Annotated in this window: 22 protein-coding genes; 9 read left to right on the top strand and 13 right to left on the bottom strand. The window is 53.0% G+C overall.

All coding sequences use genetic code 11. The features are described 5' to 3' along the window. Window positions 1-95: 95 nt before the first annotated feature. Window positions 96-1307 carry a selenium metabolism membrane protein YedE/FdhT gene (yedE, locus tag ACWHWP_RS13335; protein WP_447855792.1) on the top strand — a complete coding sequence of 404 codons (1212 nt, stop codon included), beginning with the start codon at window positions 96-98 and terminating at the stop codon, window positions 1305-1307. Further along, a complete protein-coding gene (gene yedF, locus ACWHWP_RS13340) occupies window positions 1304-1537 on the top strand; it encodes a sulfurtransferase-like selenium metabolism protein YedF (RefSeq protein WP_006175744.1) in 234 nt (77 codons plus the stop codon). Before yedE ends, yedF begins: the two co-directional genes overlap by 4 nt. Before the next feature lie 192 nt (window positions 1538-1729). Here yedF and ACWHWP_RS13345 read toward each other — a convergent pair whose 3' ends face one another. Both ACWHWP_RS13345 and ompW read right to left on the bottom strand, forming a co-directional pair. Continuing rightward, window positions 1730-1903, bottom strand: a complete 174-nt coding sequence (locus ACWHWP_RS13345; RefSeq protein WP_165587294.1) for a hypothetical protein — start codon at window positions 1901-1903, stop codon at window positions 1730-1732. A 145-nt stretch (window positions 1904-2048) separates the two neighbouring features. Next, window positions 2049-2681 (bottom strand): outer membrane protein OmpW, encoded by a 633-nt coding sequence (gene ompW / locus ACWHWP_RS13350; protein ID WP_059309855.1) that lies wholly within the window; start codon window positions 2679-2681, stop codon window positions 2049-2051. Window positions 2682-2963: 282 nt separating this feature from the next. On the opposite strand from ompW, the gene ACWHWP_RS13355 reads away from it, so the two are divergent. The 4 genes from ACWHWP_RS13355 (at window position 2964) to yciA (ending at window position 5232) form a co-directional block, all read left to right on the top strand. Further along, entirely contained in the window at window positions 2964-3368 is a 405-nt protein-coding gene (locus ACWHWP_RS13355; protein WP_447855793.1) for a YkgJ family cysteine cluster protein, read from the top strand. A gap of 25 nt (window positions 3369-3393) precedes the next feature. Continuing rightward, window positions 3394-4137, top strand: a complete 744-nt coding sequence (locus tag ACWHWP_RS13360) for a YciC family protein (RefSeq protein ID WP_447855794.1) — start codon at window positions 3394-3396, stop codon at window positions 4135-4137. A 55-nt stretch (window positions 4138-4192) separates the two neighbouring features. Continuing rightward, window positions 4193-4732: a septation protein A gene (locus tag ACWHWP_RS13365; RefSeq protein ID WP_447855795.1), complete on the top strand. Its 540-nt coding sequence runs from the start codon at window positions 4193-4195 to the stop codon at window positions 4730-4732. A 104-nt stretch (window positions 4733-4836) separates the two neighbouring features. Then, the gene (gene yciA, locus ACWHWP_RS13370) at window positions 4837-5232 is read left to right on the top strand and encodes an acyl-CoA thioester hydrolase YciA (protein WP_008502796.1); all 396 of its coding nucleotides are present in this window, start codon (window positions 4837-4839) and stop codon (window positions 5230-5232) included. Between the two features lie 40 nt (window positions 5233-5272). Here yciA and tonB read toward each other — a convergent pair whose 3' ends face one another. Further along, on the bottom strand, window positions 5273-5995 hold the full coding sequence (gene tonB, locus ACWHWP_RS13375; protein WP_447856678.1) for a TonB system transport protein TonB: 723 nt from the start codon (window positions 5993-5995) through the stop codon (window positions 5273-5275). A gap of 220 nt (window positions 5996-6215) precedes the next feature. Here tonB and ACWHWP_RS13380 point away from each other — a divergent pair, with 220 nt between their 5' ends. Continuing rightward, a complete protein-coding gene (locus ACWHWP_RS13380; RefSeq protein ID WP_063429624.1) occupies window positions 6216-6512 on the top strand; it encodes a YciI family protein in 297 nt (98 codons plus the stop codon). A gap of 40 nt (window positions 6513-6552) precedes the next feature. Here the strand turns inward: ACWHWP_RS13380 and ACWHWP_RS13385 are convergent, their stop codons facing one another. The 3 genes from ACWHWP_RS13385 to ACWHWP_RS13395 all read right to left on the bottom strand — a co-directional run bounded on the left by ACWHWP_RS13385 (window position 6553) and on the right by ACWHWP_RS13395 (window position 8518). Beyond that, entirely contained in the window at window positions 6553-7506 is a 954-nt protein-coding gene (locus ACWHWP_RS13385; protein ID WP_447855797.1) for a bifunctional helix-turn-helix transcriptional regulator/GNAT family N-acetyltransferase, read from the bottom strand. A gap of 94 nt (window positions 7507-7600) precedes the next feature. Further along, on the bottom strand, window positions 7601-8236 hold the full coding sequence (gene leuE, locus ACWHWP_RS13390; RefSeq protein WP_047348248.1) for a leucine efflux protein LeuE: 636 nt from the start codon (window positions 8234-8236) through the stop codon (window positions 7601-7603). 108 nt (window positions 8237-8344) lie between these two features. Next, window positions 8345-8518 (bottom strand): YciY family protein, encoded by a 174-nt coding sequence (locus ACWHWP_RS13395; protein ID WP_447855798.1) that lies wholly within the window; start codon window positions 8516-8518, stop codon window positions 8345-8347. Window positions 8519-8676: 158 nt separating this feature from the next. Between ACWHWP_RS13395 and cls the strand changes: the two genes are divergently transcribed. Next, the gene (gene cls / locus ACWHWP_RS13400; protein WP_047348247.1) at window positions 8677-10137 is read left to right on the top strand and encodes a cardiolipin synthase; all 1461 of its coding nucleotides are present in this window, start codon (window positions 8677-8679) and stop codon (window positions 10135-10137) included. A 33-nt stretch (window positions 10138-10170) separates the two neighbouring features. Then, entirely contained in the window at window positions 10171-10500 is a 330-nt protein-coding gene (locus tag ACWHWP_RS13405; protein WP_006810881.1) for an HI1450 family dsDNA-mimic protein, read from the top strand. A gap of 31 nt (window positions 10501-10531) precedes the next feature. On the opposite strand, the gene ACWHWP_RS13410 is transcribed toward ACWHWP_RS13405, so the two are convergent. From ACWHWP_RS13410 to ACWHWP_RS13440, 7 genes are all read right to left on the bottom strand, one after another. After that, on the bottom strand, window positions 10532-11401 hold the full coding sequence (locus ACWHWP_RS13410) for an ion transporter (protein ID WP_447855799.1): 870 nt from the start codon (window positions 11399-11401) through the stop codon (window positions 10532-10534). A 14-nt stretch (window positions 11402-11415) separates the two neighbouring features. After that, the gene (oppF, locus tag ACWHWP_RS13415; protein ID WP_025756558.1) at window positions 11416-12420 is read right to left on the bottom strand and encodes a murein tripeptide/oligopeptide ABC transporter ATP-binding protein OppF; all 1005 of its coding nucleotides are present in this window, start codon (window positions 12418-12420) and stop codon (window positions 11416-11418) included. Further along, window positions 12417-13430: an ABC transporter ATP-binding protein gene (gene oppD / locus ACWHWP_RS13420; protein WP_047348246.1), complete on the bottom strand. Its 1014-nt coding sequence runs from the start codon at window positions 13428-13430 to the stop codon at window positions 12417-12419. The genes oppF and oppD overlap by 4 nt, the downstream gene beginning before the upstream one ends. 11 nt (window positions 13431-13441) lie before the next feature. Further along, the gene (gene oppC / locus ACWHWP_RS13425) at window positions 13442-14350 is read right to left on the bottom strand and encodes an oligopeptide ABC transporter permease OppC (RefSeq protein WP_047348245.1); all 909 of its coding nucleotides are present in this window, start codon (window positions 14348-14350) and stop codon (window positions 13442-13444) included. A 14-nt stretch (window positions 14351-14364) separates the two neighbouring features. Further along, a complete protein-coding gene (gene oppB / locus ACWHWP_RS13430) occupies window positions 14365-15285 on the bottom strand; it encodes an oligopeptide ABC transporter permease OppB (RefSeq protein ID WP_047348244.1) in 921 nt (306 codons plus the stop codon). Between the two features lie 84 nt (window positions 15286-15369). Then, a complete protein-coding gene (gene oppA, locus ACWHWP_RS13435) occupies window positions 15370-17001 on the bottom strand; it encodes an oligopeptide ABC transporter substrate-binding protein OppA (RefSeq protein WP_447855800.1) in 1632 nt (543 codons plus the stop codon). 773 nt (window positions 17002-17774) lie between these two features. Then, complete coding sequence (locus tag ACWHWP_RS13440) at window positions 17775-18422, bottom strand: YchE family NAAT transporter (RefSeq protein WP_023312098.1); 648 nt, start codon at window positions 18420-18422, stop codon at window positions 17775-17777. Between the last annotated feature and the right edge of the window lie 197 nt (window positions 18423-18619).

Consider the following 18619-nt stretch of genomic DNA (forward strand, 5'->3'; position numbering starts at 1 on the left):
CGATATTTTCGGTGTGAATGGCTTTTCAACCCTTGCCATAAGCGTATTATCTGGTCTCTTTTAAGTATTAACCTTCTGAGTTCAGAGGCTTATTCATGTCATGGCAATACTTCAAACAGACTTACCTGGTTAAGTTCTGGTCACCTGTCCCGGCCGTCATTGCGGCGGGCATTCTCTCTACTTACTACTTCGGCATTACAGGCACCTTCTGGGCAGTTACCGGCGAGTTCACCCGCTGGGGTGGGCAACTGCTGCAACTGGCTGGCGTGCATACCGAAGAGTGGGGATACTTTAAACTCATTCATCTGGACGGCACGCCGCTAACCCGCATCGACGGCATGATGATCATCGGCATGTTCGGCGGCTGTTTTGCTGCTGCGCTGTGGGCAAATAACGTCAAGCTCAGGATGCCCAAAAGCCGGATCCGCATTTTGCAGGCGGTTGCCGGCGGTATCATTGCCGGATTCGGCGCGCGCCTGGCGATGGGGTGTAACCTTGCCGCCTTCTTTACCGGGATCCCTCAGTTTTCGCTGCATGCCTGGTTCTTTGCTGTCGCTACGGCCATCGGCTCTTACTTTGGCGCTAAATTTACCCTTCTGCCGCTGTTTCGTATTCCCGTCAAAATGGTCAAAGTGAGCGCCGCGTCGCCGCTGACGCAAAAGCCCTCTCAGGCGCGTCGCCGTTTCCGCCTCGGTATGTTGGTCTTTTTCGCTATGGTGGCATGGGCGCTGTGTACGGCCATGAACCAGCACAAACTCGGCCTGGCAATGCTGTTCGGCGTGGGTTTTGGCCTGCTCATTGAACGCGCGCAGATCTGCTTCACCTCAGCGTTTCGCGATATGTGGATCACCGGCCGCACGATGATGGCGAAGGCGATTATCGCCGGGATGGCGGTCAGCGCCATCGGGATCTTCAGCTATGTTCAGCTAGGCGTCGAACCGAAAATCATGTGGGCCGGTCCTAACGCGGTTATTGGCGGTCTGCTGTTTGGCTTCGGAATTGTGCTGGCCGGCGGATGTGAAACCGGCTGGATGTACCGCGCCGTTGAAGGTCAGGTGCATTACTGGTGGGTAGGCCTGGGGAATGTTATTGGCTCAACAATCCTGGCGTACTTCTGGGACGATCTCTCCCCGGCGCTAGCCACGAGCTGGGATAAGGTCAACCTGCTGAGCGCTTTCGGTCCGCTCGGCGGCCTGCTGGTCACCTATGGCCTGCTGCTTGTCGCTTTTTTACTGGTCGTCGCGCAGGAGAAACGGTTCTTTCGTCGTGCCACCGTCAAAACTGAAACGCAGGAGAATGCTGCATGAAAGATATCGTGCCTGACTACCGCCTGGATATGGTCGGTGAACCTTGCCCTTACCCGGCCGTCGCGACGCTTGAAGCGCTCCCGCAGCTTAAAAAAGGTGAAATTCTGGAAGTGGTGAGCGACTGCCCGCAGTCCATTAACAACATTCCGCTGGATGCCAAAAATCACGGCTACACCGTGCTGGACATCCAGCAGGATGGCCCGACCATTCGCTATTTGATTCAAAAATGATCGCTGAAGGCCTCGTAAGGGGCCTTTATCGCTTTGAATTGTAAGGCGTGTTGATCCACGGCAAAACCCAAACCTTCGACTTAAGTAAAATCTTATATCCCTTTTAAAGGAGGTTTTAGCGGTTTGATGTATTTACGAGCTTTACTGGTTTTCACCCTATTGATTCCCTTTCACGCACTCTCCCTGAATTTCTCATCTACCTTCCTGCGCCTTAATTGTCCGGAAAGAGGGCTCGTCGAGATTATTCTGCACGTTTACGACCATACGCAGGAAAGGTGGCGCGGTCATTTCGAAACCGGTGCGGGACACAAGCGCGCGGGAGATACCGAAATTATCCCGTTTGCGAATGGCGATATTCTTTTCCATTCCACGTCCAGCGACGCTTTCAGCTATTTATATGATGGGGAAAAGGTCCTGAGGCATTGCGTAAAACTTGATGAGCGACCGGTGTATCCGTCGTTTTGAAGCGTGCAAAACAAACTGGCCACCGCGTGGCCAGTTTGACGGGAGATCAGAAACGATAACCCGCAGAGAACATAAATACCCACGGGTCGAGGCGAGTGCTGATGCTTTGCTGCTGACCGCCCGCTTTGAAGCGTACGTCGGTATCAATATCCATATACCAGACGGAGGCGTTGATTAACCAGTCGCGGTTAATCAGATAATCCAGCCCGACCTGCCCTGCCATCCCCCACGAATCTTTCAGGCTGAGATCGGTCAGACCGGCCTCTTTCCCGGTATCGTTAAACTTCTCATCAAAGAAGGTGGTGTAGTTCACGCCCGCGCCAATATAAGGACGCACCTTGCTGCTTGAATCACCAAAGTACCACTGCGCCATCAGCGTTGGCGGCAGATGATGCACCGTGGCGATATCACCGGTTGGTCCAAGACCTACGCGATGACGGAAAGGCGTTGCGGCCAGAAGCTCAACACCAATGTTATCCGTCGCCATATAGGTAAAGGTTAACCCTAGCTGGGTGTTATTACTGACGTTAAAACCGCCCATCCCCAGCACGTTATCAGAACCTTCAGTTGGACGAACCGTAGCCGAACCGGCACGAATAAAGAATTCGCCTGCTTCATGCGCATACGCGCCGCCAGAGAGACTGCTTAATACAAGGGCTGCCACCGCTAATTTTTTCATATCCGCTCCATCGTTGTGGTTTTAATCGCGGGTGAGAATATACTCACAAAAGAGTATTAAGTGATCTGCCGCAGATCACATTAAAACCAGTAATTTAACATTCATTGATCTGGGTTAATTTTTTGTGGCACATCAAAAAGCAATAAGTTGTTTCCATGTCAATTTTTGGCATTTCACAGTTACATAATTTTCTCATTTCCCCCTCTTGCTCTTCCTCTGGCGGCTGGATAATTTAGCGCTCTCACAAGTTGATTTGATGCGTTCTTCATTTGCAGGTGTGCCATGAGTGATAAAAACCCGTGCATGACGTGCGGAGCCTGTTGTGCGTATTTTCGAGTCTCTTTCTACTGGGCCGAAGCCAGCGATGGCGGCGGTACCGTTCCGGTTCATCTCACAGAGCCGCTAACGCCTTTTCTGCGCTGCATGAGCGGCACGAACCAAAAACAGGTCCGCTGTGCGGCGCTACAGGGTGAGCCCGGGGTTTCTACCCGGTGTTCTATCTATGAGGATCGTCCCAGCCCGTGCCGGGAATTTGCCATGTCGGGAGAAGATGGGCAGGTCAATAAATCCTGCAATCGCGCCCGGGCGCGCGTTGGATTACCGCCGCTTTACAAAGATATGCTTTTCCATACAAGCCTTGATGCTGCCACAGCAGGCGCATCCGGTGTACAATTGCCGGCTAATTAACACCTGCAATACTCAAGGAGAGTGCATGTCTATCACGGCGAAGTCTGTCTACCGTGACACGGGAAACTTTTTCCGCAATCAGTTCATAACCTTTTTACTGATCGCGTTGCTTTGCGCCTTTATCACGGTGGTGCTGGGTCATGCGTTCTCACCGAGTGAAGAACAGATTGCCAGCCTGAGCCAGGGCGACCATCTTGCGGGAAGCGTGGGGTTGTTTGAGCTGGTGCAAAACATGACGCCGGAGCAGCAGCAAATTCTGCTGCGGGCCTCTGCCGCATCCACCTTCTCAGGCCTTATTGGTAATGCGGTTCTGGCGGGCGGCGTTTTACTGATGATTCAGCTGGTATCGGCGGGTCACCGGATCAGCGCCTTACGGGCGATTGGTGCCAGCGCGCCGGTCTTGCCTAAGCTGTTTATCCTGATCTTTTTAACCACCCTGCTGGTGCAAATGGGGATTATGCTGGTCGTGGTGCCGGGTGTGTTACTGGCTATCGTGCTCTCCTTTGCCCCGGTCATGGTTGTGCAGGACAAAATGGGTATTTTTACCGCGATGCGCAGCAGCATCAGACTGGCATGGGCTAATATGCGTCTGGTGGCTCCCGCCGTGATCGGCTGGCTGCTCGCCAAAACGCTCCTCTTACTGTTTGCACCGAATTTTGCAGTATTAACGCCAAACGTTGGTGCAGTGGTAGCGAATACGCTGAGCAATCTGATTTCAGCGGTACTGCTGGTCTACCTGTTCCGCCTGTATATGTTAATTCGTCAGTAATCCAGAGGCGGGGACATCGCTGTCTCCCGCCCCGCTCAGAAGATGGAATCACAGAATGAAGCAGTTTCTTGATTTTTTACCGCTCGTGGTCTTTTTTGCTTTTTATAAGCTGTATGACATTTATGCCGCGACCACTGCGCTGATCGTTGCGACCGCTGTTGTACTGATCTACAGCTGGGTTCGCTATCGTAAAGTCGAAAAAATGGCGCTGATCACGTTCGTCCTGGTCGCCGTGTTCGGCGGGCTTACTCTGTTCTTCCACAACGATGAATTTATTAAGTGGAAAGTGACCGTGATTTACGCGCTGTTTGCGGGTGCATTGCTAATCAGCCAGTGGGTAATGAAAAAGCCGCTGATCCAGCGCATGCTGGGCAAAGAGCTGGCCCTGCCTCAGGAAGTCTGGTCGCGTCTGAATATCGCCTGGGCGGTCTTCTTTATTCTCTGCGGCCTCGCCAACATCTATATCGCCTTCTGGCTGCCGCAGAATATCTGGGTCAACTTTAAGGTCTTCGGCCTGACCGCGCTGACGCTTATCTTCACGCTGTTAAGCGGCGTCTATATATATCGCCACATGCCGCAGGACGACAAGCACTGATTAATGACTGACCAGGACGTTAACGACAGGCGTTCTGGTCTATTCTCTCCGCCTCGAAATCATAGTAGCATCCCGCCTGAAGTCTTCCGTTACGAGTTAAAACAATGACAACAACTAACGCCCCTCAGGGCGAACTGGTTTTACGCACACTGGCAATGCCCGCTGACACCAATGCCAATGGCGATATTTTTGGCGGCTGGCTGATGTCGCAGATGGATATGGGCGGCGCAATTCTGGCAAAAGAGATCGCCCATGGGCGTGTGGTCACCGTGAGGGTGGATGGCATGACCTTCCTGCGCCCGGTTGCGGTGGGTGATGTGGTTTGCTGCTACGCGCGCTGCGTCAAGCGCGGCAACACCTCTATTTCAATCAACATTGAAGTATGGGTTAAAAAAGTCTCTTCTGAGCCGATTGGACAGCGCTACAAGGCCACCGAAGCGCTGTTTATTTATGTCGCAGTGGACAGCGAGGGTAAACCTCGTCAGCTTCCGCAGGCCTAATCGACAGGCAAAAAAAAAAGCCTCCATCAGGAGGCTTTTTTCATTCCATCTGCGCCCCGCCGTTCAGGCGGAAAACAATGTTCACTATCAGCCCATTACCAGGCTTGCCGGGCTCATAACGCCATCTGCGCATTGCCGATTTCACTTCTCGCTCAAACATATTAGACGGTTGAGCCGACAAGATTTCCACGTTATCAACGCGCCCCTCCGCCGTGACGTCAAATTTCACCCGCACGCGGCCTTCAATGCGCAACATCTGAGCGCGAGGCGGATACTGAGGCTGATTGCGGCTCAGGGCACGCGGACCCGCTGGCGCGCTTACCGTCGGCTTTGCGGTCGTTGCCGTATTGTTCATCACCGGACGTGAAGGCGCTGCATTTTCAACCGGCTGGGTCGCGCGCGGTTCAACCGGACGCTCCTCGCGTTTCGGACGCTCTTCGACCTTCTTCACCGGCTTTGGCTTCGGTTTAGGTTTTGGCTTCGGTTCAGGTTTATGGATAACCACCGGGGCTTCCTTCGGCGGCTCCGGAACGGGTTCGGGTTCTGGCTCCGGCTCAGCAACCGGCTGTGGCGGCGGAGGTGCAACCTGCGGCGGTTCGAGATCCGCTGGCGATACCATCGTCACCGAAATCGGCTGCGCGGGTGCTGGCATTTCAATAACCTGATGAACCGAGGTATACAGCAAACCCGCCACAACGGCACCGTGAATCACGACGGAAAGCAGCGTCGGCCAGGGAAAGCGGCGAGGTAAATCAAGGGTCATCGAAGTCATAATCATCAACGTTAAAAAACCGAATACTGATTTTAAATGCAAATAGCAATCATATTCAATAAGACACTTTGCTCTGGCGCAACTTTAGCGCATAAGAGGCCAAAAAAGGCGCATTCAGATCAGGACATTAACATTGTTTTTATTTTACATTGCAGTCGTTTGCCCTTTCACATAACGTAACTGACACTTTTATCGGTTAAGGAGCTTCGCCGTGTTTTACGTGATTTACTCTGAAGATGTTGCTGATTCACTCGCAAAACGCCAGTCTGTTCGCCCTGCCCACCTCGCGCGTTTGCAGTTGCTCCAGGATGAAGGCCGGTTACTGACCGCTGGCCCAATGCCTGCGGTTGACAGCAATGATCCGGGTGCCGCTGGTTTTTCGGGCTCCACGGTCATTGCCGAGTTTGAATCCCAGGAAGCCGCTCAGGCCTGGGCTGACGCTGACCCTTACGTTGCTGCGGGCGTGTATGCGAAGGTGACGGTTCGACCGTATAAGAAAGCGTTCTGATACCAAGCGGCTCCGAAAGGAGCCTTTTTTATGGCGGCGGCTACGCGTCTCTGTGCCGGGTAAACTGCTGCTCCGTCATAAGGCTTCCCCACTGGTCGCCTTCCCACTCTTTCACCAGCGTAAACCCAAACGATTCGTACAGCCGCCGGGCGGTGGTCAGCTTGTTAAACGTCCAGAGATGCACGGCTGAAAACCCGATGCTGTCGCAAAAACGCATGGCTTCGGTAAGTAATTTTCTTCCCGCGCCATGGCCCCGACAGCCGTCGTCGATAATAAACCAGCGCAGGTGGGCTTCGCCCTGTTCTAAGTCCTCGCCATCGATTGCCACCGACCCCACGATCCTGTCGTTCATCACCGCCAGCCAGACCTGGTTACAGGGTTTGTCCAGCCGACCACTAAACTCAGCCAGACCTGCGGCCACTTTGGCCTCAAAGAAGCGACCAAAATTATGCTCTCGGGCGTAATAGCACCCGTGCATTTCGGCAATGCGGCCAATCATGCCGGGTAGATAGCCCTGCACAATCTTAAGCTCGTCGGGGCGGGTATCGACAGTCGTCTCACGACACGCCAGCAGCGCGTTGGCGTAAAGGGATAATCCCTGAGAGATGGTTTGCTGCTGAGCGGGCTCCAGGGACTTTATCGCTGAGACAACTCGCTCGTTGCTGTAGGTATTAATTTTTTTGACCGTCTCATGGCCTTTCGCAGTCAACCTGAGACATTTTGCTCTGGCATCGTCAGTGGAGACCACCTCTTCCAGTTCACCCGCGGCAATCAGGCGAGCCAGCATTCGGCTGACGCTGGACTTTTCCAGACCCAGCAGCTGCACCAGTTGACCCGCCGTCATATCCTTGCGCAACGCGATTTCGACGAGGGTGTGCACGGCCGAGGGTGAGTAATGGGTTGAGGCCAGAGTGGAAGCCATAAAGCCTAACTCTCGCACCATCAGACGCGAGGAACTACGGATAACGCTGACTACGGGGTTTTCGGTGTGCATGTTATGCCCTCACTATTTAGTTGTACTATACAACTAAATAGTGAGGGGCTGTCAAACAGAATTAAAAAGGCTCCCGCAGGAGCCTTTCATTCATTCAATGTAGCGACGCTAGCCTCGCCGCAAATCCGACAAACAGCAACCCTATCAGCCCGTTCCCCAGCTTTGCCAGTTTCTTTTTGGTTTTCAGATAACGCGTCACAAACGCGCCGGAGAAGATCAGGAAGCTCATATACATAAAGCTAATCAATTCAAGCGTGGTGGCGAGGATCAGGAAAGAGGTACCTGTGTTCTCAGCATTCACGTCAATAAACTGAACGAAGAACGATACGTAGAACAGAATCGCTTTTGGATTCGTCAGGCTTAATACCAGCGAGCGTTTCATGATCGCGCTGGCAGGCTCGGTTCCGCTCTCGTGAGCATGATTCTGCCGGGTGATGACCGACCAGAGCATTTTACCGCCCAGCCAAAGCAGATAGAAAGCGCCGAGATAGCGCACGATATTAAACAGCACCGGGGTGGTCTGGATTAACGCAGCCACGCCTGCCCAGGCCAGAAACATCAGTACCGCATCGCCGATAAATACCCCTGTCGCGGCGAGATAGCCTTTTTTAACGCCGTGACCGATCCCGGTTTTCAGCACAAACAGGGTATTTGGCCCCGGCACCAGCACGATAAAAAATGCGCCGACGACGTACGTCCAGAAATTCAGTACACCAAACTCCGCAAACACTTCTCCCTCCTTTTGCTAAACACAACGGGAATATCGCTGCAAATACGCTATTCCCAAAAATCAGATGCTATAAAAACAGTGGGCACCATTACGGTGCCCTCATGGTTCTCAGATATCCTGGACTGCGAACAGCAACGCGTTACGGTGTCTGGTGATTCCACATTTTCTGATGGCGTGAATACGCATATTGCGGCGGGATTGTGCCTCCAGCCAACGAGCCTTGCGACGACTCACCTGTCGCAACATGCGCCAGCGCCCTACTTCTGTTCTACTGCGCTTCATGTTTACAACTCTTTCTCTAACACTTTTTCTCTTAAAGAAAGGCCATTATAAACCCAACCCGGCAGCAAACCAGCGCTTTTACCTGGCGTTTTTATTTGCCAGATGAATCCTGATGCGTACACTCTTAACAATACGCTTTCAAAAGGATTTTTTTACCTATGACAACCTTCTACACCGTGGTGAGTTGGCTGGTCATTTTGGGATACTGGCTGTTAATCGCGGGTGTGACGTTACGCATCCTGATGAAGCGCAGAGCCGTACCCTCTGCCATGGCCTGGCTTCTGATAATCTATATCCTGCCGCTGGTGGGAATTATTGCCTATCTCTCTTTCGGTGAGCTTCATCTGGGTAAACGCCGCGCCGAGCGGGCCCGCGCCATGTGGCCCTCGACCGCGAAGTGGCTCCACGATCTTAAAGCCTGCAAACATATCTTTGCTGAGGAGAACAGCAGCGTCGCCTCCTCATTGTTTAAGCTCTGCGAGCTGCGCCAGGGGATTGGCGGCGTAAAAGGCAATCAGCTCCAGCTCCTGACCTCGTCCGACGACGTTATGCAGGCGTTAATCCGTGATATCCAGCTGGCTCGCCATAATATCGAGATGGTCTTCTACATCTGGCAGCCCGGCGGCATGGCCGACCAGGTCGCTGAGTCGCTGATGGCGGCCGCGCGGCGCGGCATTCATTGCCGCCTGATGCTTGACTCCGCGGGCAGCGTGGCGTTCTTCCGCAGCCCGTGGGCGGGCATGATGCGCAATGCCGGTATCGAAGTGGTAGAGGCGCTGAAGGTGAATCTCCTGCGCGTATTTCTGCGCAGGATGGATCTCCGCCAGCATCGTAAGATGGTCATGATCGATAACTATATTGCCTACACCGGCAGCATGAACATGGTTGACCCGCGCTTCTTCAAGCAGGACTCGGGCGTTGGCCAGTGGGTGGATTTGATGGCGCGCATGGAGGGGCCGATTGCCACCTCCATGGGCATCGTCTACTCCTGCGATTGGGAGATAGAGACCGGCAAGCGTATTCTGCCGCCGCCGCCGGACGGCAATATTATGCCGTTTGAGGAGGCCAGCGGTCACACTATTCATACCATTGCCTCCGGGCCGGGCTTCCCGGAGGATTTGATCCATCAGGCACTGCTGACGGCAACGTACTCGGCGCGTGAATATCTGATCATGACGACGCCCTACTTTGTCCCGAGCGACGATCTTCTGCACGCAATCTGCACCGCCGCGCAGCGCGGCGTCGATGTAAGCATCATTTTGCCACGCAAAAATGACTCCCTTCTGGTGGGCTGGGCCAGCCGCGCATTCTTTAGCGAACTGCTGGCCGCGGGGGTGAAGATTTACCAGTTTGAGGGCGGCTTGCTCCACACCAAGAGCGTTCTCGTCGACGGTGAGCTGAGCCTGGTGGGGACGGTCAACCTGGATATGCGCAGCCTGTGGCTAAACTTTGAAATCACGCTGGTCATTGATGATGCCGGCTTTGGCGGCGATCTCGCGGCGGTGCAGGATGATTATATCTCCCGCTCGCGGCTGCTGGATGCCAGACTGTGGGTAAAACGTCCGCTGTGGCAGAGAATTGCCGAACGACTGTTTTACTTCTTTAGTCCGTTGCTGTAAAACGTGCCCAACGATGTTAAACAGGTAGTCATCATGGAAATGGATCTGAACAATCGCCTGACCGAAGACGAAACGCTCGAGCAGGCCTATGACATTTTTCTCGAACTGGCGGTTGATAACCTCGATCCCGCAGACGTGATCCTCTTTAATTTGCAGTTCGAAGAGCGCGGCGGCGCTGAACTGTTCGACCCGTCAGAAGACTGGGCTGAGCACGTGGATTTTGACCTTAATCCTGACTTCTTTGCCGAAGTGGTGATTGGGCTGGCCGATGAAGATGGCGGTGAAATTAACGACATCTTCGCCCGCGTCCTGCTGTGTCGCGAGAAAGACCACAAGCTGTGCCATATTCTCTGGCGCGAATAATAAAAAAGGCTGCGATTGCAGCCTTTTTTATTTACTCCGGCAATTCACTTCCGCAACGGTTACAAAACCGCGCGCTGTGTTCATGTTCGCCCTGATGGCAGCTCGGGCATTTACGCTGCTGCTTGCGACTCTGAAATGCGTTGCTCATGTGCGTAGTAATGAGTCCCGTCGGGATCGCAATCACCGAATATCCAATCAAGATCAGCACTGACGCCACAATGCGGCCCAGTGGCGTATGGGGCGTGATATCGCCGTAGCCCACGGTCGTGACGGTCACAATCGCCCAGTACACCGACGCATTGAGCGTCGTAAAGCCATATTTCGGCCCTTCTATTAAATACATCAGCGCGCCGAAAACAATCATGACGATGGCAATAAAAGAATAGAACAGAATAAGCTGATGTCGCGCGCTAACGATCGCACTCCAGAATATGCGCAATGACGGCATAAACCGCAGTAATTTCAGAATACGTAATACCCGAATAACGCGCATCGCGCGCCAGGCAAAGACATAGCTCAGGCTGATTTCCGGCCACAGCCACATCACATAGAGCGGCAGGATGGTGGCTAAATCAATAATCCCCCAAAAGCTGAAAACATATCGGGCCGCGTTAGGCCAGGTAACCACTCTGAGGATGTATTCAGCGGTAAAGACCAGGGTTATCGCCAGCTCAAGCCAGACAAAGATATGCCATTCGTCAAACGTCAGGTGATATTGCGTCCCGGCACCCGATTCAATAAAGATGGCAACCACGCTGAGGAGCGCAAATAAACCACAAAGACCTTCGAAGCGTCGTCCGGATACCGTTTCAGGATCGAATAATAAATGATAAAGCCGCCGACGGGCTGACGTGAATAAACGCGACACAGTAACCTCGCAAAAAATAAGGGCTGACATCATGTCAGCCCTTGCGATTATAACGGGTCTACTTTCAGGCAGGAAACCGCATGTCGGAAACTGCCTTCCAGAACCGGTCGCGTTTTCGCACACTCCGGCCCGGCCATAGGGCATCGCGTACGGAAGACGCAGCCCGACGGCGGGTTAATCGGTGAGGGCAATTCCCCTTCCAGAAGCTGAATCGTTTTATTCTTTTCCAGATCGGGGTCGGGAATCGGCACCGCAGACATCAGCGCTTTGGTGTAAGGGTGCAGCGGGTTGTGGTACACCTCATCGTAGGTGCCCAGCTCCACGGCATGGCCCAGGTACATCACCAGCACGCGGTCGGAGATGTGTTTCACCACGGCCAGGTCATGCGCAATGAAGATCAGCGACAGCCCCATTTCACGCTGCAGCTTTTGCAGCAGGTTTACGACCTGAGCCTGAATGGACACGTCCAGGGCGGAAACTGGCTCATCACAGATGATCAGCTTCGGCTCCAGGATCAGCGCGCGCGCAATACCAATACGCTGGCACTGGCCACCGGAGAATTCGTGCGGATAGCGGTTGATGAGGTTAGGCAGCAGGCCCACTTTCATCATCATCGCCTTAACACGATCGCGAACTTCCTGACGCGGCATCTTCGGATGATAGGTACGCAGCGGCTCGGCGATAATCTCACCGATGGTCATACGCGGGTTCAGTGACGCCAGCGGATCCTGGAAAATCATCTGGATATCGCTGCGCACATCGCGCCACTCGTCCGGCTTCATGCCCAGCAGATCTTTACCCAGCCAGGCCACCTTGCCGCCGGTGGCTTTTACCAGACCGATAATCGCTCGCGCAAAGGTCGATTTACCGCAGCCGGATTCGCCCACCACGCCCAGGGTTTCCCCTTCGTACAGGCGCAGCGTCACGCCATCCACAGCTTTCAGCGTCTTTGGCGGTTGCCAGAACCACTGTTTGCCGTCTTTGATGTCGAAATGCACTTTAAGGTCTGCGATTTCGAGTAGCACGTTGCGTTTTTCATCTAATGCGTTCATACCAGCTCCTCCTGCGGCTTAAAGCAGGCGCGCAGACGGCCTGGTGCAAACTCTTCCAACGGCGGCGCGCTGTTGCAGATTTCCATCGCGTGCGGACAGCGCGGCTGGAACGGGCAGCCTTTCGGCAGGCGCAGCAGGTTTGGCGGGTTGCCCGGAATAGTGAGCAGCGCTTCCCCTTCCGCATCGAGACGCGGGACCGCATTCAGCAGGCCGATTGAATACGGGTGCGCAGGCTGATAGAACACATCGCGCGCATTTCCGTATTCCATGGTTCGACCGGCATACATCACCAGCACTTTGTCACAAATGCCCGCAACCACGCCCAGATCGTGGGTGATCATGATAATCGCCGTGTTGAACTCACGCTTAAGCTCGTTCAACAGGGTCATGATTTGCGCCTGAACGGTGACGTCCAGCGCGGTGGTGGGCTCATCGGCAATCAGCAGTTTTGGCCGGCACAGCAGCGCCATCGCAATCATCACGCGCTGACGCATACCGCCGGAGAACTCGTGCGGGAACATGCGCATACGCTTACGCGCTTCCGGCATTTTCACCGCATCCAGCATTTTAACGGACTCTTCAAAGGCTTCTGCTTTGCCCAGGCCTTTATGCAGCATCAGCACTTCCATCAGCTGCTCGCCAACGCGCATATACGGGTTAAGCGAGGTCATCGGATCCTGGAAAATCATCGAGATCTGTTCGGCGCGCAGCTTGTTCAGCGCGTGCTCCGGCAGGTTGAGGATTTCACGGCCGTTGAATTTTGCGGAACCGCCAATCACACCGTTCGATGCCAGCAGCCCCATCAACGCAAAGGCGGTCTGGGATTTACCCGAGCCGGATTCACCCACGATCCCCAGCGTTTCGCCCGCTCGCAGGTTGAAGTTGAGATCGTTGACGGCGGTAACATCCCCGTCCGGCGTTTTAAAGGTCACGCGGAGGTCTTTCACATCCAGCAGAAGATTGCTCTGCTGTTGCGCCTGTGGCGCAGTGGCCGTTTCAATAATTGTCATGACGGCGCTCCTTAACGGTCTTTCGGGTCGAGGGCATCACGCAGGCCATCGCCGATAAAGTTAAAACAAAACAGGGTGACGACCAGGAAACCCGCCGGGTAAAGCAGCAGCCACGGTGAGACTTCCATTGAGTTTGCGCCATCGCTCAGCAGCGCGCCCCAGCTGCTCAGTGGTTCTTGCGTACCCAGCCCAAGGAAGCTCAGGAAGGATTCAAACAGAATCATGCTTGGTACCAGCAGTGAGGCGTACACCACCACCACGCCCAGCACGTTGGGAACGATATGACGAACCACGATATTTCCGGTAGAGACGCCCCCTACCTGCGCGGCCTCGATAAACTCTTTACGTTTAAGGCTCAGCGTCTGGCCGCGAACAATACGCGCCATGTCCAGCCAGGAAACCATCCCGATGGCCACGAAGATCAGCAGGATGTTCTGGCCGAAGAAGGTCACCAGCAGGATGACGAAGAACATAAACGGGAAGGAGTTCAGGATTTCCAGCAGACGCATCATTACCGAGTCCACTTTGCCGCCAAGATAGCCGGAAAGTGAGCCGTAAAGCGTGCCCAGGATCACCGCCACCAGCGCGGCTGCGATACCCACCATCAGCGAGATACGGCCACCGATAGCGACGCGCACCAGCAGATCGCGCCCGGAAGAGTCCGTGCCAAAATAGTGGCCGGATTCCATATCCGGCGCGCTGGACATCATGCCCCAGTCGGTGTCGAAATAGGTAAATTGCGACAGCATCGGCGCCAGGGTCACAAACAGCGCGATAATTACCAGAACAACCAGACTGGCGACCGCTGCACGGTTGTGCATAAAGCGACGGCGCGCGTCCTGCCAGAGGCTACGGCCTTCTACTTCCAGTTTTTCACTGAAGTTTTCCAGCGCCTCGCTGTTTTTCTTACTCAACATCATGGCGTGCTCCAGCGTTAGTAACGGATTTTCGGATCGATGACGGCATACAGCACATCGACGATCGCGTTAAAGAGAATGGTCAGCGCACCGACGAGGATGGTCAGACTCAGCACCAGCGAATAGTCGCGGTTGAGCGCGCCGTTAACGAACAGCTGGCCAATGCCCGGCAGACCGTAGATCGTTTCGATAACCATTGAACCGGTGATGATCCCGACGAAGGCAGGCCCCATGTAGGAGAGCACGGGCAACAGCGCCGGCTTGAGCGCGTGGCGGAAAATAATCCGGCGCATCGGCAGCCCTTTTGCGCGCGCGGTACGAATGAAGTTCGAGTGCAGCACCTCAATCATTGAACCACGGGTGATACGCGCGATACTGGCGATGTACGCCAGGGATAATGCCACCATCGGTAAAATCATGAACTTTAATGCCCCGCCGTTCCAGCCGCCGCCAGGCAGCCACTTCAGCGTGATGGCAAATATCATTACCAGTAATGGCGCGACAACGAAGCTGGGTATAACTACCCCGGTCATCGCCACCCCCATTACGGCATAATCCCATTTGGTATTTTGTCTGAGCGCGGCGATAACGCCAGCGGCGACCCCGAAAACGACGGCCAGAATGAATGCCGCAGCACCCAATTTCGCCGAAACCGGGAAGCTGGACGCCACCAGGTCATTAACGGAATAGTCTTTATATTTAAATGACGGTCCAAAATCACCGTGGGCCAACTGCTTCAGATAATTGAAGTACTGGGTGGAGATAGGATCGTTTAAATGGTATTTCGCTTCGATATTCGCCATAACTTCTGGCGGCAGCGTACGCTCACCGGTAAATGGACTTCCCGGTGCAAGACGCATCATGAAGAAGGAAATCGTAATTAGAATAAAAAGCGTTGGAATCGCTTCAAGACAGCGACGCAGGATAAATTTCAACATTGCCCGTACCTTCTGGCGTGTGCCTATATAATGTGACGTTGGTTAGACACCGTGGGGCGAGCATGCTCGCCCCACTCATTGCCATTAATGCTTGATAATATACAAGTTTTTAACGTAGATATTATCCATCGGGTCTTTACCGGTATACCCACCTACCCACGGTTTCACCAGACGGGCGTTAACGTAGTAGTAAACCGGAACGATCGCGGAATCTTTATCCAGCTGCTGCTCAGCTTTAGAGTACAGTTCGGTACGCTGTGCTTCGTCAGTGGTTTTCAGCGTGTCAGCAATCAGCTTGTCAAACGCCGGGCTCTTATAGTGCGCGGTGTTGTTTGAGCTGTCGCTCAGCATGGTGTTCAGGAAGGAGGTCGGTTCGTTATAGTCCGCACACCAGCCTGCACGCGCCACATCAAAGGTGCCCTGATGACGGCTGTCGAGGAAGGTCTTCCACTCCTGGTTTTCCAGCTTCACGTTTGCGCCCAGGTTCTTTTTCCAGATTGAGGCAACGGCGATAGCCAGTTTTTTGTGCAGATCGGAGGTGTTGTACAGCAGGCTGAAGGTCAGCGGCTTGTCAGCGGTGTAGCCCGCTTCGGCCAGCAGTTTCTTCGCTTCTGCGTTACGCTGTTCCTGCGTTTCTTTGAACCACTCTGGCGCAGTCAGTTTTGCACCATGGGTGTATGGAGGGGTATAGCTGTACGCCGGCAGATCGCCCTGGTTTTTCACTTTGTTCACGATAATATCGCGATCCAGTGCCAGCTTCAGCGCAGTACGTACACGCACGTCGGTGAACGGTGCTTTCTGGTTGTTGATTTCATAGTAATAGGTGCACAGGTACGGATCGACGTGAACTTCTTTCGGGATCTCTTTTTTCAGTTTCTGGAACAGTTCAATCGGCATGTTGTTATAGGTCATGTCGATTTCACCGCTGCGGTAGCGGTTAACGTCAGTCACTTCGGAAGAAATTGGCAGGTAGGTCACCTGGTTAATCACGGTTTTCGCGTTGTCCCAATACTGCGGGTTACGATCGAGAACCATGCGTTCGTTGACCACCCAGTCTTTCAGCTTATAGGCGCCGTTGGTCACGATGTTGGCAGGCTGCGTCCATTTTTCACCAAATTTCTCCACGGCGGATTTTGGTACCGGAGAGACGGACGGGTGAACCAGCAGCTTATAGAAGTACGGAACAGGTTCGCTCAACGTCACTTCAAAGGTGTTCGCATCAATCGCTTTGACGCCCAGGTCGGTAACCGGCTTTTTGCCCGCGATGATGTCATCAATATTGGCGATGTGGCCATATTGCAGGTAGCTCGCATACGGGGAGGCGGTGTTTGGGTTCGCCAGGCGCTGCCAGCTATAAACGAAATCTTCGGCCGTAACCGGGGTACCGTCGGACCATTTCACATCTTTACGCAGATGGAAGGTCCAGACTTTGAAATCTTTGTTTTCCCATTTCTCTGCCACACCCGGTGCCGGGTGGCCGTCTACGTCCGTCACCAGTAGGCCTTCGAACAGGTCGCGGTTAACGTTAGACTCAGGAACACCTTCAATTTTGTGCGGATCAAGAGACTGAACTTCCGCACCGTTATTACGAACCAGCGTCTGCTTCTCGGCCAGTTGAACTCCTGCAGGCACGTCCGCAGCCATTGCAGCGTTGCCCGCGATTAGCGCAGTTAAAATCCCCGCCGCTACCAGATTTTTTTTTGTGATGATGGACATTGTGTTGGTACTCCACTCATTATAATTACTGGCCTTCGCCAGCTGTGTAATCCCCTGTTGGGGCCTGTACAGCGCAGGAGTTTTTTTTGCTGCTGTCAGGTTCTTCTTTTACTGCTTGCTATCACCGACTTTTTTTATTACTGACCGCTCGTATGGCCGTCTTGCGTCGATTCTTCACCGGCCTCCCCTGTCTGAGACCCGTGCTGGATATCTGAGAAGAGAACTATATGAAAATAATTCTCATCTGATTGTTTTATGCTGCAAAATATTAGGCCGGAAAGTATCAAATGGCGTAAACGCGCGCCAATACATTTTGCAAATTTGTTAAGCAATTCTCTTTTACGGTGAACACCGTATCTTTGGGGGCAGCCCTGCCAGACATCAAACACCATAAAAAACATATGATATTCAATGTGATAGAGAGAATTTTCTCTATAAGCGCGTCGCTGCGCCATCATCGGGTGATTTTGTACAAAAATTTAACAACTGGTTATTATTTAGCACATTCATCTAAGGGAATGTTGAAATTACTAATATCATTTCGGTTATCTCTCAGCAAGCCCCAGAGTATCATGTGAGTAAAATAACAGAGCGATCGAAGGTTTTATGTGCAGGCGGGTTGAGGCGGAATTAATAACTTGTTGAAATACAAGAGATGAACATTATTAGTAGAATTTATTATGATATGTGAGCATTTCAACTTTAGTTATATGATTTGCTGATAATCACGTAAAAAAAAACGGAGCCGACGCTCCGTTCTTTCATATGAAATATTAGTGTAACAAGCCGGGGAAAATGCTTTTAATCCCCGTGACAATAAATTCTATCCCTAACGCCATCAACAGCAGGCCCATGATACGCGTAATGACGTTAATGCCCGTCTGCCCCAGCAAGCGCACCAGCCACGGCGCCATACGGAATACGCCCCAACAACAGAGCGCGAAAAGAGCGATGGCGACTGAAAAACCAATCAGATGCATCAGGCTATGGTAACGCGTGCCCCAGACAATGGTTGAACTGATAGCGCCAGGACCGGCCATGAGCGGTAATGCCAGCGGCACCACGCCGATGCTTTCCCGGATGGCGGTTTCTGATTTCTCCTGCTTGTTCTGTTTATCCTCACCCAGCTTCCCGCTGATCATGGACATGGCGATAGTCACCACCAGGATCCCACCCGCGATGCGGAAAGAATCGATCGAAATCCCGAAGAGCTGAAGAATGGCATCCCCCAGAAAAAGGGAGGTCAGCAATATGATAGCCACAGACAGGTTAGCGGTGAGATTGGTCTTATTCCTGGCCGCTGCCGTCTGGTAACTCGTCATACTAATGAAGACAGGAATGATCCCCACCGGGTTGACCAGGGCAAACAAACCAATAAAAAATTTAAAATACGTTGGAAAATCAAAGAGCGTTTGGATCACGTTTTGCTCCGCTTATACATATGCCCGGGACTGAGAATGTGTCATGAGAAATCGCGCTGAAGATACCCTTTTTATCAGCATACTTCACTTGAAATCTGTGCCAAAACGTTATCATTTCAGGATGTTAAACATATGTATAATCAATGATAGCGCCACTTCCAATACTTACGTAATTATTTAACACTGGAAAAATCACA

This window comes from Enterobacter sp. WI-ESBL-E8 (genome assembly GCF_053364895.1).

Excerpts from the sequence above, each read along its gene's own strand:
- tonB (WP_447856678.1), bottom strand. The coding sequence starts at position 5,995 with ATGACCCTTGATTTACCTCGCCGCTTTCCCTGGCCGACGCTGCTTTCC.
- ACWHWP_RS13395 (WP_447855798.1), bottom strand. The coding sequence starts at position 8,518 with ATGAAGCGCAGTAGAACAGAAGTAGGGCGCTGGCGCATGTTGCGACAG.
- yedF (WP_006175744.1), top strand. The coding sequence starts at position 1,304 with ATGAAAGATATCGTGCCTGACTACCGCCTGGATATGGTCGGTGAACCT.
- cls (WP_047348247.1), top strand. The coding sequence starts at position 8,677 with ATGACAACCTTCTACACCGTGGTGAGTTGGCTGGTCATTTTGGGATAC.
- ompW (WP_059309855.1), bottom strand. The coding sequence starts at position 2,681 with ATGAAAAAATTAGCGGTGGCAGCCCTTGTATTAAGCAGTCTCTCTGGC.
- yciA (WP_008502796.1), top strand. The coding sequence starts at position 4,837 with ATGACAACAACTAACGCCCCTCAGGGCGAACTGGTTTTACGCACACTG.
- ACWHWP_RS13360 (WP_447855794.1), top strand. The coding sequence starts at position 3,394 with ATGTCTATCACGGCGAAGTCTGTCTACCGTGACACGGGAAACTTTTTC.
- ACWHWP_RS13365 (WP_447855795.1), top strand. The coding sequence starts at position 4,193 with ATGAAGCAGTTTCTTGATTTTTTACCGCTCGTGGTCTTTTTTGCTTTT.
- oppB (WP_047348244.1), bottom strand. The coding sequence starts at position 15,285 with ATGTTGAAATTTATCCTGCGTCGCTGTCTTGAAGCGATTCCAACGCTT.
- oppC (WP_047348245.1), bottom strand. The coding sequence starts at position 14,350 with ATGATGTTGAGTAAGAAAAACAGCGAGGCGCTGGAAAACTTCAGTGAA.
- ACWHWP_RS13410 (WP_447855799.1), bottom strand. The coding sequence starts at position 11,401 with ATGATGTCAGCCCTTATTTTTTGCGAGGTTACTGTGTCGCGTTTATTC.
- oppA (WP_447855800.1), bottom strand. The coding sequence starts at position 17,001 with ATGTCCATCATCACAAAAAAAAATCTGGTAGCGGCGGGGATTTTAACT.
- ACWHWP_RS13345 (WP_165587294.1), bottom strand. The coding sequence starts at position 1,903 with ATGGAAAAGAATATCGCCATTCGCAAACGGGATAATTTCGGTATCTCC.
- ACWHWP_RS13355 (WP_447855793.1), top strand. The coding sequence starts at position 2,964 with ATGAGTGATAAAAACCCGTGCATGACGTGCGGAGCCTGTTGTGCGTAT.
- ACWHWP_RS13405 (WP_006810881.1), top strand. The coding sequence starts at position 10,171 with ATGGAAATGGATCTGAACAATCGCCTGACCGAAGACGAAACGCTCGAG.
- ACWHWP_RS13385 (WP_447855797.1), bottom strand. The coding sequence starts at position 7,506 with ATGCACACCGAAAACCCCGTAGTCAGCGTTATCCGTAGTTCCTCGCGT.
- yedE (WP_447855792.1), top strand. The coding sequence starts at position 96 with ATGTCATGGCAATACTTCAAACAGACTTACCTGGTTAAGTTCTGGTCA.
- oppF (WP_025756558.1), bottom strand. The coding sequence starts at position 12,420 with ATGAACGCATTAGATGAAAAACGCAACGTGCTACTCGAAATCGCAGAC.
- oppD (WP_047348246.1), bottom strand. The coding sequence starts at position 13,430 with ATGACAATTATTGAAACGGCCACTGCGCCACAGGCGCAACAGCAGAGC.